6 protein-coding genes are annotated in these 15,072 nt (G+C 75.6%); all 6 read right to left on the bottom strand.

Annotated elements, in window-relative coordinates:
• Window positions 1–35: 35 nt before the first annotated feature.
• Genes BN2279_RS18575 through BN2279_RS18550 form a run of 6 tightly spaced genes read right to left on the bottom strand, consistent with a single transcriptional unit; the run spans window position 36 to window position 14,878 of the window.
• Window positions 36–1,097 carry a class I SAM-dependent methyltransferase gene (locus BN2279_RS18575; RefSeq protein ID WP_059011116.1) on the bottom strand — a complete coding sequence of 354 codons (1,062 nt, stop codon included), beginning with the start codon at window positions 1,095–1,097 and terminating at the stop codon, window positions 36–38.
• Window positions 1,098–1,123: 26 nt separating this feature from the next.
• The gene (locus BN2279_RS18570) at window positions 1,124–2,293 is read right to left on the bottom strand and encodes a glycosyltransferase (RefSeq protein WP_059011114.1); all 1,170 of its coding nucleotides are present in this window, start codon (window positions 2,291–2,293) and stop codon (window positions 1,124–1,126) included.
• On the bottom strand, window positions 2,290–3,207 hold the full coding sequence (locus tag BN2279_RS18565; protein ID WP_059011111.1) for an alpha/beta fold hydrolase: 918 nt from the start codon (window positions 3,205–3,207) through the stop codon (window positions 2,290–2,292). The genes BN2279_RS18570 and BN2279_RS18565 overlap by 4 nt, the downstream gene beginning before the upstream one ends.
• A gap of 3 nt (window positions 3,208–3,210) precedes the next feature.
• Window positions 3,211–3,525, bottom strand: coding sequence for an acyl carrier protein (locus BN2279_RS18560; RefSeq protein ID WP_059011110.1), 315 nt, complete (start codon window positions 3,523–3,525; stop codon window positions 3,211–3,213).
• Window positions 3,522–8,054, bottom strand: coding sequence for a type I polyketide synthase (locus BN2279_RS18555; protein WP_059012539.1), 4,533 nt, complete (start codon window positions 8,052–8,054; stop codon window positions 3,522–3,524). Before BN2279_RS18555 ends, BN2279_RS18560 begins: the two co-directional genes overlap by 4 nt.
• Before the next feature lie 44 nt (window positions 8,055–8,098).
• On the bottom strand, window positions 8,099–14,878 hold the full coding sequence (locus BN2279_RS18550) for a type I polyketide synthase (RefSeq protein ID WP_059011107.1): 6,780 nt from the start codon (window positions 14,876–14,878) through the stop codon (window positions 8,099–8,101).
• Window positions 14,879–15,072: the final 194 nt, after the last annotated feature.

Below are 15,072 nucleotides of genomic sequence, written 5' to 3'. Positions count from 1 at the left end.
GGGGGGATGAATTCCCGCGCCGGGCGCGGCCCGTGTCAATTGTCCCGGCGCGCGATCAGCCGGTAGGCGTTGGCCAGCCGGGAACGGCGGGCCAGCGGCGAGGCGAGCAACTCCACGGCGTGCAGGCCGAGCAGGACCGGCAGCCCGGCCAGCAGTCCGGCCTTGCGCGTCGCCTGGGCCAGCCGCGGCGGCGGCTCCTCCCGCCACGGCGCGTCCTCCTTGGGGAGCATCTGGTTGAGGACGAACCAGCCGGCGCCGATGAGGTCCACCGGGATGTGCGCGGTGCCGCGCTCCTCGGCGACCACGGAGAACCCGCTCCGGTTCAGCTCCTCCCGCAGGTTGGCCGACGGCATCAACTGGAGGTGCTGCGGCTGGAACCACGGCACCCACCACTTGCCCAGCAGCCGTGCGGACAGGGACTGCGGGTCGGGGATCTCGATCAGCAGATGCCCGCCGGGGCGCAACGCGGTGCGTGCCGCCTGGAGTTCGGCGCGCGGGTCCAGCGTGTGCTCCAGGTAGTGGAACATGCTGACCGTGTCGTACCGGCCGGCCAGGTCACCGGCCAGCTCGGTGAGCAGACCGCGGTAGGCGTGGGAAATCCGGCCCGCCTTGGCGGCGTCCTCCACGGCCTCGCCCATGTCCAGCCCGTCGAATTCCGTTCCCGGCAGCACTTTCTTCGCCGCCGCGCAGAAAAAGCCGTACGAGGTGCCCACGTCCAGCCAGGTGCGCGGCGCGATGTGCGGGGTCAGGGCGTCGACGCTCGCCTCGTAGCGGCGCGGGCTGCCCCTTCCCTGGAGCACGGTCTCGGTGGTTTCCCGGCCGAGTCCGTCGTAGAAATCGCGGTAGTAGAAATCCAGGCCGTCCTGGTTGAGCCGGGGATTCTGGAAGACGTGCCCGCAGTTCCGGCACCGGTCCAGGGTGAAGAGCCCCGGCTTGCCCTGCACCCAGTCGCGGGTGCGCATCCGCAGCGTCAGCGCCGACGACTCGCACCACGGGCAGGTGGTGCGCCGGGGCAGGAAGAACCGCTTGATGCCCGCGGCCAGTTCCGCCCGGTAGGCGTCGCGCAGCTCGGCGATCTCGGCCGTGCGTGTGTCCATGTCCGTGCCTCTTCCAAGTCGGGGTGTCACGCGTCGGCCGCGAGCTTCTCCACATGGGACGCGGCGGCGGCGGCACCGCCCGCCGCGCGGAACGAGTCCCCGATCCGGCGGGCCGCCGCCGCGTACACGGGGTTGTCGAGCACGGTGTCCAGCGCGGCCCCGACCGACTGGCGGTCCGCGCGGGCGAAGCGGACCCGCACCCCGGCACCCGCCTCGGTGACCTGCATCGCGACGGCGGGCTGATCGTCCCGGATCGGGGCCACAACCAGCGGAACGCCGTTCCACAGCGCCTCGGCCACGGTGTTGTGGCCCGCGTGGCAGACCACGGCGGCGGCCCGCTCCAGAAGCGCCCCCTGCGGGACGGACCGCGCGATCAGCACGTGGTCGTCACGGAACGGCTCCTCGCCCAGGGCGCCGCCGGGATCGGCGACGACCGCCCGCAGCCGCCCGGGCCTGGCCCGGACCGCCTCCACGGCCTCCGACAGGAAACGGGCGCCCGCCTCCGAGTTGACCGTGCCCATCGTCAGCAGCACCAGCCGCCGGTCCGGGTCCGCGTCCACCCAGTCCCAGGGGAAGCCGGGATCGTCGGGCCGCTCGGCCAGCGCCGGGCCGACGAACGCCACCGGGCCGCCCGGGTCCGGGTAGGGCCCGACCAGGTCAACCGTGGTGAAGGCCAGGGTCAGCAGCGGCGAGAACCGCGGATCGTACGCCGCCCGCCCGTCCCCGATCCGCTGCCGCAGCTCGCCGAGGCGTTCGCGGATCCACTCGTCCACCTTGGGCGTTCCGGCCGCGCCCAGCAGCTCGGCGGAGGTGGTCATCGACGTCACGAACGGCAGCCCGGACCGCTCCGCCACCAGGGCGCCCGCCACCGTCTGCTGGTCCACCACCGCCACGTCCGGGTGGAAGGCCCGGATCGCCCGCTCGACGCCGGGCTCCATCGCCTCGGCCAGCGGCACGAAGCCTTCCTCCCACAGATGCTTCAGCGCCGCGAACCCGCGCAGCCCGGCCGGACGCGGCTTCTCCTCCGGGGTGTCCACCGGGAACACCGGGTCCTGCCGGGTGAGCAGCCGGCCCAGCAGCCCCGGGTGCCCGGCCCACGCCACCTCGTGCCCCCGGGCGGCCAGCTCACCGGCGACGGCCGCCGCCGGGTTGATGTGCCCGACCAGGGGCGGAACGACGAACAGGAAACGGCTCATGGGGCCGGGCCCCCGCTCCCGCCGCCCGCCGGGGGCACCGCCGCGCTCTCCGCGTCCGGGGTGTCCCGTTCGGCGGGCCGCTCGGCCGGCTCGTTCTCCCGGACCCACTCCAGCACCAGCTTGCCGACGGCGTCGCCCGCCTCGACCAGCACCGAGTGCTTCTGGCCCGGGACCTCGGCGACCCGCACCCGGGGCAGCACCGTCATCAGCCAGTCCGCCTTGCCCTTGACCAGGCCGTCGCTGCCGTTGACGAGCAGCACCGGCGCGGCCAGCGTGCGCATCTGCTCGTCCGTCAGCAGCCGGCTGGCCGGGACGTCGGCGACGATCGTGGTGGACCGCATCAGCCGCGCCGCCGACGAACCCAGGCGCGCGATGTGCGCCTCGTGCTCCTTGCCGCTGCGGTTGGAGGCGTAGGTCCCGTACATGTGGACCCACCAGGCGAGCGCCTGGTCCTCCGGCAGGTTCTCCGTGGTCTGCACCAGCGCGCCGCGCATCGCCTCGGCCCAGTCCGGGGTCGCCGGGCCCGACTCGATGACCAGGACGGAGGCGACCCGCTCCGGGTGGTGCGCCGCGTAGTCCAGGGCGACGGTGCCGCCGAAGGAGTTGCCCACCAGGTGGACCGGCCGGTCGATGCCGAGCCGGTCCAGGAGCGCGTCGAGGTCCGAGGTGAAGTCCTCGATCCGGTAGCCGCTCTCCGGCCGCTCGCTGCGGCCGTGCCCGCGCAGGTCGAACATGACGGCCTCGCAGCCGCCGGCCGCGAGTGTCGGGCCCAGGGTGAAGTAGAAGCTGGCGAGGCTGTCGATGAACACCCCGTGCACACACACGACGATGGGCGGCCGGGCGTCGTCGGTCCCGCCCTTGGGGGTCAGGCGCAGCACGTTGAGCCCGACACCGTTCACCTCCATCCGGGCCATCGGTCAGCTCTCCTCGGCGGCACGGAGGCTGGCGACCACGTAGTCCACGAGGCGGCCCACGGTGAGGGAGATGATCTCGTCCAGCTCCATCTCGGCGACGAACGCGGCGAAGTTGACGCGGTCGCCGTAGTGCGCCTCCAGGCTCTCGGACAGCGCGACCATGTCGATGCTCTCCAGCTCCAGGTCGTCGCCGAACCGGGTCTCCATGTCGATGTCCAGCTCGGCCAGGTCCTCCCCGCCCAGAATCTCCCTGATCATGTCGGCCACGGTCGCCAGAACGGTGTCCTGGGCGGCTTCGGCGGGCTGTGCAACGCTCACTGGCTGGTCTCCTCGTTGTTCGGCGCGGTGTTCGGCGCGGTGTTCGGCGCGGTCCAGGCGACGATGTACACCGCCGCCGGGGTGCCGCTGGCCGGATCCGTGGTCACGGGATCCGGACTGGTCTGGTGGGTGCTCGCCGGATCCACGACCCGGGCGCAGAGCACCCGGTGACGGCGCGGGCCGACCGCCACGGTCAGCTCCTCCCCGTCGGCCGCCACCACGGCGAAGTCCCGCGGCCGGCCCTGGAACCCGGTCCCCTCGGCCTTCGCGGCGGCCTCCTTCGCCGCCCAGAACCGGGTGTACCACTCCGCCGGGGGCCGCTCGCCCAAGGCCACGACGGAGTCGAGCAGCGCGCGCTCCTCGTCGCCGAGCGCGACGGCCACGGCCCGTTCGACGTCGGGGGTGATCTCCTCGACGTCGATCCCGACCCCCACCCCGGCACCGGCACCCGGGTCCGGCACGGGCCGGACCAGGGCGACCGCCACGTCGCCCCGGTGGGCGAGCGACAGGTCGAGCGCGGGCAGCGTCCGGCCGTGGGTGCCCTCGGCGTACGGGCGGCCGGCGGCGTCGTTGCGGATCCGGATCTCGGCCGGGAACACGGCGTCCTCGCCGTTCCCCCACAGCCACGCCCGGACCGCGTCCTTGGCCGCGATCCGGCCCAGCAGCCACTGGCGGCGCCCGCGCGGCGGGCGCCGCGCGTACTCCTCGCGCTCCTCCCGGCCGAGCTGGGTCCGCATCAGCAGATCCCGCGAGGCCAGGTCCGGCGCCTGCTCACGCATCATGTACCAGCCGCCGGGACCCGCCACGGACAGGCCGCGCCGCTCGGGGTAGCCGCCCGCCCGGCGGGCGTCGGGACCGGCGAAGCGGCGGTCGCGCCAGTCGGTGATCTCGGCCCACACCCGGCCGTCGACGCTGAGCTGCGCGTCCATGTCGAGGCCGGTCTCGGTGACCGAGGTGACCTTGATGTGGCAGTCGACCCGCGTGCCGGGCGGCGGCTCCGGCCCGAAGAACCGGACCTCGCCGGTCTGCACGGGGAACAGGATGTTCCGCCCCGGCTGGGTGACCAGCAGCCAGTAGCCGATCATCTGGCCCACGTTGTCCAGCAGCGAACCCGGCGCGGGCGGCGCGGCGATCACACCGCGCACGTGCTTCTCGCCGAGCGCGATCGGGAACGTCAGACCCTGGAACGCCGGGCCGTGGAACAGCCAGCGGTCGCCGTAGATCTCCTCCGGCGTGTGCTCGCCGTGCCACTCGCCCGCCGGGTCGAACGACCACGGCTCGGGCCGGGGCGCGTACGCGGGCGCCATCTCGCCCTGCGCCCGCGCGTACGGGCCGAACGTCCCCGCCAGCCTGCCGTCCGGCCGGGGCGTCGCGGTCACCTCGAGCGTCACCTCGGGGATGGCGTCCGCCCACTGCTCGCAGCGGACGTCGTGCAGCGCCACGGCCCGCATGCCGGGCATCGCCTGCTCGGCGGCGTCCATGATGTGCCGCATGATCGTCGTCGCCGGCACGACCGGCCGCCGGTCGGAGTCGTCCGGCCACTCCGGCCGCTGCGGGAAGAAGCAGTGGTCCAGCAGGTACGGCATGGTCCGCGTCGACACCAGCAACGGCATCACGTGCGGCGCCGGCGCGGCCGGGGGCACCGGCGCGGGCGGCGCGGGCACGGCCCCGGCGGGCAGCGCCCCGGCCGCCGCCGGGTTGCCGGCCGCGATCACCGTGGCCGCCGCCGACGCGGTCTCCGCGAGCAGCGCGCCCAGCTCGGCCGCCACGGGGAACCGCCCGGCCAGCCCGTGCAGCGCGCTCAGCTCGGGCGCCGCGCCGGCCGGGGACCCGCCCAGCGCGCCCCGCAGCGAGGCGCCCAGCGCGTCGCGTTCCCCCGGCTCCAGGGAGATCAGCGGCGCGCCCAGCGTCAGGCGCGTCGCGGGCCGCGACGGCGTCTGCCGCCTCGGCTTCGGCGGGGCGAGCACCGCGTCGTCCACGGCCAGCCCCTCCGTCCACAGCGCGGTGGCCACCCGGCGCAACTGGGCCAGGCCACCGCGGTGCGGGGAGTTCGCCGAGACGGTCAGGTGGTCCTGACCGTCGAGCGTGTCGTCGATCAGCGAACCGACCTGGCCCGTCCCGACCTGGATGAACGCGCGGAACCCCGCCGCGTACATGGCCTGGACGGTGGGCCGGAAACGGACCGGCTCCAGCAGGTGCCGCAGGAACAGCTCCCGCACCGCAGCCGGCTCCTCGGGGAACGGCGCCGCGATCGTCGCCGACCACACGGGTACGGCCGGGGGAAAGATCTCGAACTGTTCGGCGCCCTCGGCGAGCGGCCCGACGTACGGGGCGAGCATCGGGGTGTGGAACCCCGACATGAACGGCAGGACGCGTCCCAGCACCCGCCGCTCGCGGAACCACCGCACCAGGTCCTCGACGGCCTCGCGCGGCCCGCACACCATGGACTGCCGGGGCGAGTTGTCGTGCGAGAGCACGATGTCGTCGCGGCCGGCCAGCGCCTCCTCGACCTTGTCGGCCGAGACGCCGAGCGCGGCGAAGACCACCCCGGGAACGTTGAAGGAGTCCGGGTCGAACGTGGCCAGCACCTCGTCCGACTGCTCGCTGGAGTGCAGCCCGCCCGCGACCATCGCGGTCCACTCGCCGACGCTGTGCCCGGCGACCGCGTCCGGCGCCACGCCCATCCGGCGCAGCGCGGCGTCCAGCAGCCGTCCGACGCTGATCACGCCCAGGCCCTGCCGGGCGGTGTCGGCGGCGTCGGCCTCGGTGCGGCCCGGCATGGGCAGCCCGAACCGCTCCGCGACCTCGTCCAGCCCGCGCGGCTCGAACTCCGCCTCCAGACCGGGGAACACGAACGCCAGCCGCCCGGCGTCCGGCCCGGCCAGCAGCGGCGCCGCGCTGAACCACACGTCGTCGCGTCCCCGCCAGGCCCGGCCCTTGGCGACCACCCGGCGGGCCAGCGCCAGCCGCTTCGCGGTCGGCTCCACGATCCCCAGCCGGCTGCCGGCCGGCGCGTCCGGAGCGGGCACCTCGCCCGCCCGCGCGCGCAGCTCGGCGTCGTCCGCGTTCAGCAGCTCCGCCAGCTCACCCGGGGTGGCGGCGGCCAGCCGCAGCACCCGCTCCGGCTCGCGCACGGCGCCCGGCGCCGCCGCCCGGCCGCGCCCCCGGCGCGGCGCCGGGTCGGGCGCCGCCTGCTCCAGCACCACGTGGGCGTTGATGCCGCCGAACCCGAACGCGTTGACCGCGGCGCGGCGCAGGTCGCCCTCCCACGGCTGCGCCGTGGCCACCGGGTGGAAACGGGTCCGCGCCAGCGCCGGGTGCGGGTCGTCGCAGTGCAGCGTCGGCAGCAGCGTCGCCCGGTGCACGGCCAGCGCCGCCTTGATCAGCCCGGCCGCCCCGGCCGCCGGCATGGTGTGGCCGATCATCGACTTCACCGAACCGATCACCGGACCCTCACCGTCGCCCGGCGCCCCTGGCGGGCCGAACACCTCGGCAAGCGTAGTCAGTTCCGCCGTGTCACCGGCCGGGGTGGCGGTGCCGTGGGCCTCCAGCAGCCCCAGCACGCCCGGCTCGCGCGGGTCGAGCCCGGCCGCCGCCCACGCCTGCCGCACGGCCCGCGTCTGCCCGCCCGGGTCGGGCGCGACCAGCCCGCCGGCCCGGCCGTCCCCGGCCACGCCGGTGCCGCGGATGACGGCGTACACGCGGTCGCCGTCCCGCTCCGCGTCCGCCAGCCGCTTCAGGACGACGATGCCGGTGCCCTCACCGATGAGGATGCCGTCCGCGCCCGCGTGGAACGGGCGGATGCGCTGGCTCGGCGACAGCGCCTTCATCTGGCTGAACACGCTCCACAGCGTGATGTCGTGACAGTGGTGCACGCCACCGGCGAGCATCACGTCGCAGGCGCCCGACGCCAGCTTCGCCACCGCCTGGTCGACCGCGATCAGCGACGAGGCACAGGCCGCGTCGATCGTGTACGCGGGGCCGCGCAGGTCGAGCCGGTTGGCCAGCCGCGACGCGGCGAGGTTCGGCACCAGGCCGATCGCGTCCTCCGGCCGCTCGGGCCCGAGCCGGGCGGCGAACGCCTCCCGCACCCGGGCCAACTGGTCCGCGCCCAGCTCGGGCAGCAGCTCCCCGAGGGTGCGGGTGAGCTGGTGCGCGGTGCGCAGCCGCTGGTCGAGCCTGACCTGCCCGGCGTTGAGGTAGCCGCCGCGCCCCAGCACGACACCCACCCGGTCCCGGTCGGGCAGCCGGTCCTCGCCGCCCGCGTCGGCGATCGCGTCGGCGGCGACCGACAGCGCGATGAGCTGGTCGGGGTCGGTCCCGGCGACCGAGGTGGGCATGATCCCGAACCGGGTCGCCTCCACCTCGGCCAGGTCGTCGACGAACCCGCCCCGGCGGCAGTACACCGGGTCCGGGTAGTACGACGGGTCCCACCGGCCGTCGGGCACCTGCGTGATGGCGTCGGTGCCGGAGACCAGGTTCCGCCAGTACGTCTCCAGGTCGGGGGCGCCGGGCAGCAGCGCCGCCATGCCGACGATCGCGATCCGGGTGTCCCGGCCGTCGCCGGGGGCGGTCACTTCTCCCACCCCTCGGCGGAGGTGTAGACGACGGCCGGAGTCGCGGGATCGCCCCACGCCAGCTCCCGCAGCAGGGCCCGCGCCCCGGCGTCGGGGGCGATCAGCCCCACGCCGCGCCGGGCGTAGTCGCGGCCCAGCTCGGGGCTGACCATCCCCGGGTGCGCCGAGGACGGCGCCCACGGCCCCCAGTGCACGGTCAGCGCCCGCCGGCCGGTCCGCGCGGCCCAGGCGGCGGCCAGACCCTCCAGGGCCTCGTTCGCCGCCGCGTAGTCGGACTGGCCCCGATTGCCCAGCACGGCGGCGATACTGCCGAACAGGACCGCGAACCCGGGCGCGGGGGACAGCTCGCCCACCGCGTCCAGCAGCGCCCGCGCGCCGTCCACCTTGGTGGCGAAGACCCGGCCGAAGGACTCGGGGGTCTTCTGCGCGATCAGCCGGTCCTCGATCACCCCGGCGGCGCAGATCACGCCGTCCAGGCGGCCGTTGCGGGTCCGGATCTCCTTGACGACCTGGGCGACGGCCTCGACGTCCCGCAGGTCCACCGAGTGGTAACGGGCCTGGCTGCCCAGGGCGTTCAGCTCGGCGAGAGTGGCGTCGATCTCGCGCTGGGCGAGGATCAGCCCGGCCTCCCGCTCGATCTCGGCGGGCGTGAGGCCGCCGCGCGCCGCCAGCGCGCCGCGCAGCGCGGTGCGGTCGGCGGCCCGCGCGGTGTCGGCCGCCTCCGGCGCCGTCGCCTGCGGCGTCCGGCCCATCAGCTCCAGCCGGCAGCCGCTGGCCCGCGCCAGCTCGACGGCGATGTGCGCGGTGATGCCCCGCGCGCCGCCCGCCAGCACCACCACGGACCCGCGGTCCAGGCCGAGCGCCGCGGCGTCGGGCACCGCGTCGGCGTCCCGGTCCAGCTCGCCCGCCAGCAGCTCGAAGCCCTGCCGCCCGTCGGTGGTGCGCAGCACGTCGGGGGCACGGTCGGGCGCCGCCAGCTCGTCCAGCAGCGCCTCGGCGACGGCCTCGGCGGGCACGGTCGCGTCCAGCGCCACCGCGCGGGCGACGGTCTCCGGGTACTCGCGGGCGACCGAGCGGAACAGGCCGTCGAACCCGGCCGCGCCCTCGGCGGCCGGCCGCGCGCACACCAGCCAGCGCGGGCCGTCGCGCAGCGCCGCCTTGACGGCGGGGAACACGGCCGGCGGGTTGGCGCCGCCCGGCTCGGTCAGCGGGGCAAGCAGGAACACGCCGTCGAACCGGCCGTCCGTCTCGCCCAGCAGGTGCCCCGCGTCGAACGGCCCCGGCACCGCGCCGCGCGCCGCCGGCGCCGCCGCGAGCGCGTCGGCGGCCCCGCCCCGGCCCAGCGGCGCGACCCTGCGCCCGGCCGGGTCGGGGGCGGCCGACGCCCCGGCGGGCAGCGCCCCCCGGCGCTGCACGAGCCGCTTCGGCGGCACGCCCGCGAGCGCGGCGCTGTCCGCGTCGCCGTGTCGTCCCCCGCCGGCGGCCGGGACCTTGCCACCGGTCTCCGGCGAGGGCGTCGTGGTGGACCCGCGCGCCGACAGCCAGTCGGCGATGGCGGCGGCGGTCCTGGCTCCGGACAGCTCCTCCACCTCGTCGTCGCTCAGCGTCAGCGACGCGGAACCGCCCAGCCGCACGGCGAGTTCACCGGCGATCTCGGTCCGCTTGATGGAGTCGATGCTGAGGTCGGCCTCCAGGTCGAGGCCGGGCTCCAGCATGTCCACCGGGTAGCCGGTGCGGTCGCTGATGACGTCGAGCACCGTGCCCAGCACGTCGCGCGGCATCTCGGCGGCGGCCGGCTCGGCGGGCGCCTCGGCGGTCACCGCCACCGGGGCGGCGGCGATGGCCTGCGCCGGCTGCGTGTACGGCACGGCCTGGAGCGTCAGCGGCTGCGCCGGGGCCGGCACGACACCGCCGAAGTACGACAGCATCACGTCCCGCTGCGCGGCGATCATCTCCCGGCTGGCCGTGAGGAACTCGCTGATCAGCGCATCCCGGTTCGGCTGGGCGGCGGGCAGGGCCTGCGCCGCGGCGACCCGCCGCGCCGGGCGGAGCCCGCCCGCCAGCGTCTCGCCCTCGACGGTGCGGACCAGATGACCGTCCACGGTCCAGCCGGCCGGCTTGGCCGCCGCGGCCCGCTCGGCCGCGACCGCGTCGCCCCGGCCCTGGAACAGCCAGCCGGTGCGCACCGGCAGACCCGCGACGGCGAGCCGGGCCAGCGCCTCCAGCAGGCCGCGCAGCCCGGCGTCGGGGCGCGGCTCGGTCGCCACCGTCAGGTGCGGCCGGTCGCCGAGGATCTTCCGCACCAGGCCGGTCAGCACCGAGCCGGGCCCCGCCTCGACGAACACCCGCGCCCCGGCCGCGTACATGGCCTCGATCTGCTCCACGAAGCGGACCGGCGCGCCCAGTTGGGCCGCCAGCTCCGCCTTGATACCGCCCGGCTCCGTCGGGTAGACGACGGCGGTGCGGTTGGCCCACACCGGGAACTCCGGCACCCGCACCTGCCGTCCGGCCAGCACCTCGGCGAACCGGGGGCCGGCGGCGGCGACCAGCGGGCTGTGGAACGCGCAGGCGACGGGCAGCCGCTGGGGCCGCAGCCCGGCCTCACGCAGCCGCTCCACGGCGTCGGCCACGGCCTCGGTCCCGCCGGAGATCACGGTCTGCTTGGGCGCGTTGCGGTTGGCGGTGACGACCCGGTCGGCCAGCCCCGCCTCGCGCAGCACGCGTTCGACGTCCCCGGCCGGGGCCGCGACGGCGGCCATGGTGCCCGGGTCGTCCCCCACCGAGGCGAGGATCGACTCGGCCCGCCCGGCGCTGAGGCCGACCAGCGTCTCCGGCGAGAAGACACCCGCCGCGCACAGCGCGACCAGCTCGCCGTAGGAGTGCCCGGCCGCCATGTCGGGCCGCACGCCCGCGCGGGTCAGCAGGTCGAACGCGGCCAGCCCGGCCATGCCGAGGACCGGCTGCGCCACGCGCGTGTCCGTGACCGCGCCGCGCTGCCGTTCCGCCGTGCTGGGGTCGAACGCGGCGGGCGGGAACAGCGTGTCGGCGTAGGCCGGGCCGGCGCCGTGCCGCAGGTGGCGCTGGAGTTCGGGGAAGGCGAGGAACAACTCGGCGAACATGCCGGGCCGCTGGCTGCCCTGACCGGGGAAGAGGAACGCGACCTGGCCCTCGGGCCCGGCGGTCGCCGGGTCCGCGAGGAACACCCCGGCGGCCGGGTCGTGGCCACCGGCCAGCGCCTTGCGCAGCGACGCGGACAGCTCGTCGGTGTCGGTGGCGACGACCGCGATCCGCACCTCGCCCTGCGCGGTGTCGGAGCGGCGCGCGGTGGCGCGGGCCAGCTCCCGCAGCGGCTGCCGGGCGGCGGCGCCGCCTTCGAGGGTCTTCAGCAGCCGCTCGGCCTCCCGGACGGCGGCGGCGTGGTCCGCGCCGCGGAACGTGAACAGCTCGGCGGGCCACACGTCCCGGCCATGCGGGGGCGGCGGCGCGTCGTAGCCGCGGAGCACCACGTGGAAGTTGGTCCCGCCGAAGCCGAACGCGCTGACGCCCGCGATCCGTTCGGCCGTCGGCACGGCCCAGGGGCGGGGCGAGGTGTGGAAGACGAAGGGGCTGTCGTCGGGGTTCCAGGCCGGGCTGGGCCGGGTCAGGTTGCCGGCGGGCGGCAGCGCGCCGGTGTGCAGGGCCAGCGCGGCCTTGATCAGACCGGCCAGACCGGCGGCGCACTTGGTGTGCCCGATCTGGGACTTCACCGACCCGAGCACGCAACTGCCGGGCGCGGCACCGGACTCGGTGAACACCTCGGTCAGGATGGACAGCTCCGTGCGGTCACCGACCACGGTCCCGGTGCCGTGCGCCTCGACGAGGCCCACGGCGGCGGGGGAGACGCCCGCGTTGCGGTAGGCCCGCTCCAGGGCGGCGCGCTGCCCCTCGGGGCGGGGAGCCGTCAGGCCGCGCGCGCGGCCGTCGCTGGAGGCGCCGACGCCCTTGATGACGGCGTAGATCTTGTCGCCGTCCCGCTCGGCGTCCGACAGCCGCTTCAGCGCCACGCAGGCGATGCCCTCGCCCAGCGCGATGCCGTCGGCGTCCGCGTCGAACGTCCGGGACCGGCCGGTGGGCGACAGGGCGCCGACCGAGGCGAACAGCAGGTAGTCGTTGACGCTGTTGTGCAGGTCGGCGCCGCCGCACAGCACGAGGTCGCTCGACCCCGCCGTCAGCTCCTTGCAGGCCGCGTCCAGCGCCGCGAGCGACGAGGCACAGGCCGCGTCCACCGTGTAGTTGGCGCCGCCGAGGTCCAGACGGTTGGCGATCCGGCCCGCGATGACGTTGGACAGCATGCCCGGGAACGAGTCCTCGGTGAGCGTCGGGAGCTGCTCGGCCAGGGCGTCCGGCATCGAGTCCAGGTAGGACGGCAGCACCGCGCGCAGCGTCGCCGCCTGCGACAGGTCGCTGCCCGCCTCGGCACCGAAGATCACGGAGGTCCTGGCGCGGTCGAACGGCCGGTCGTCGTACCCGGCGTCGGTCAGCGTGCGGCGCGCGGCCTCCAGAGCCAGCAACTGCACCGGCTCGATGCTCCGCAGCGTCGCGGGCGGTATCCCGTAGGACAGCGGGTCGAACGGGATGCGCGGCAGGAACCCGCCCCACTTCGACGGCGTGGTGGCGTCGGCCCGCTCAGCCGAGTAGTACACCTCCGGGTCCCAGCGGTCCGCCGGGACCTCGGTGACCGCGTCGTGGCCGGACAGCACATTCGCCCAGAACTCCCCGAGGTCGGCGGCGTCGGGGAACATGCAGGCCATGCCGACGACGGCGATGTCCAGCGGCTCCGGCGCCGGCTCGGGCTCGGGCTCGGCGGTCAGGCCGAGCCGCTCGCGCACCAGCGCGGCGCTGCCGGCCAGGAACTCCGCGGCGGCCGGGCCGACCGCGTGGTGCAGCTCGCCGATCGACGTCAGCCGCGACCGCAGCACCGCCACCTCACCGGCCATGAACATCCCCGCGGTGAGCTGGCGGTCCTCGCCGGTCTCCCGCAGTTCGTCACCGACCCGCTCGATGCCCTTGCTCGCGATGCGCAGCCGGCCCAGGTTGAGCTTCTCCAGCTCCTGCCACGCCTCCCGGTCCGGCACGCCCTCGGCGCGCAGCCGCTCCCGCGCGGAGGTGAACTCCTCGGTGAACGGGCTGCTGACGCAGCGCGTGGCGTGCCCGGGAGCGGTCTCCAGCAGGTCCGTGGCCTCGGCCGAGATCACCTGCCGCTGGAACACCTCACCGATCGCCCCGCAGCTCACGGCCTGCTCGGTGAACAGGTACGCGGTGCCCATCAGGACACCGGCCGCCGCACCGCGCGCCGTCAGCGGCGCGGCGAGCGCGGCGATCATCGCCGAGGACCGCTCGTCGTGGATACCGCCGGCGAACAGCAGCTCCAGCGTCGCGGCCGTCTCGTCGCCGTCCGCCGCCTGCGCGACGAACCGCTCGATGACGGCGAGCTGCGCCTCCCAGAGCGAGAAGCTGCTGAGGGGCCCGACGTGCCCCCCGCACTCGGACCCCTCGAAGACGAACCGGCGCACGCCCGCCTCCAGGAACTGCTTGAGCAGCCCCGGCGTCGGCACATGCAGGAACGCTCTGATCCCTGCCTGCTCCAGCGCGGCGGCCTGCGCGGGGCGCCCGCCCGCGATGATCGCGTGCGTCGGCCGCCGTTCCAGGACCTCCGCGATCTGCGCGGTCCGCAGCTCCTCGTCGGCGAAGCCGAGCAGCCCCACGCCCCAGGAACGGTCGCCCAGCGCCGCCTGGGTCTCGGTCAGCAGCGCCCGGGTCTGCTCGCCGGTGGCCAGCGCGAGGGCCAGCATCGGCAGGCCGCCCTCGCGCGCCACCTCGGCGGCGAACCGCGGCTGGTCGCTGACCCGCGTCATCGGCCCCTGCACCACGGGCAGGGCGGTGCCGAGCGCGCGGCTCATCGGGGAGCCGGGACGCAGCGCCGCCGCGGCGCGGTCGTCCGCGAACGTCTCCTCGACGGCCGTCAGCACCGCGCGGACCGCGCGGGCGACGTTGCCCCAGTCGTCCGCGAAGCGCCGGGCCTGCCAGGCGTCCTGCCCGACCGGCAGCGGCTCCGCGTGCCCCTCCTGCACATCGCGGCGGCGCAGCACGCGCACGCCGTCCACGACCATCGTCTCCGTGCCGTCCATGCGGCGGACCGCGGCGGCCGTGTCCTCCGGGAGCCCCGACTCCTCCAGAAGCGAGAGCTGCGTCTCCAGCACCACGCCGGCCGCGCCGCCAGCCACCGCCGCGGCGGCCGTGCGCGGGCCGATTCCCCCGGCGGCCCACACCGGCACACCCAGCCCCGGGTCGGCCAGCAGTCGTTGCAGGAGCACAAAAGTGCTCAGGGACCCGATCCTGCCCCCGTTCTCACTGCCGCGCGCGATCAGCCCGTGGGCCCCGGCCGCGACGGCCCGCCCCGCCTCGTCGGCGCTCGTCACCTCGGCCAGCACCCGCCAGCCCTCCGGCAGGTCACGCGGCTGCCAGGGCGCGCCCGCGCTCAGCACCACCGTCAACTCCGCCTGCCCGGCCAACTCCTCGGGCCCCAGCGCGCAACCGGCCGAAACACGGACACCGAATGGCCCGCGAACCCATTCGCGGACGCTCGCGAGCGCCTCCAGCGCCCTCCGGTCACCGGCCCCTAGATCGAGAATTCCCAGCCCGCCGGCCCGGCACACAGCGGCGGTGAGCCGCGCATCAGGTTTCCCGAACGGACTGACGCCGATGACAATATGGGGATTGTGTGAATCGGGCGACATGGCACTCCAAGTGCATGCGGGGGGATTTCAAAACCGGAAAACTACTCGGCGGTATCGAACAAGGTCAAGGAGCTTTCGACACCCGATTTTTTTTGTCATGCGAATGAGTAGTCCTGCCGTGGGGGTTGTCACCTGCGGCCAAGGGTGCCACAGAGTAGGGGTTCCCACAGGTAGGGGAGCGTATGGTGCCGGAA

Source organism: Streptomyces specialis, assembly GCF_001493375.1.
Taxonomy (GTDB): domain Bacteria; phylum Actinomycetota; class Actinomycetes; order Streptomycetales; family Streptomycetaceae; genus Streptomyces; species Streptomyces specialis.
The sequence above is the reverse complement of the archived record's forward strand: the minus strand, read 5'-3'. Positions and strand labels throughout refer to the sequence as shown.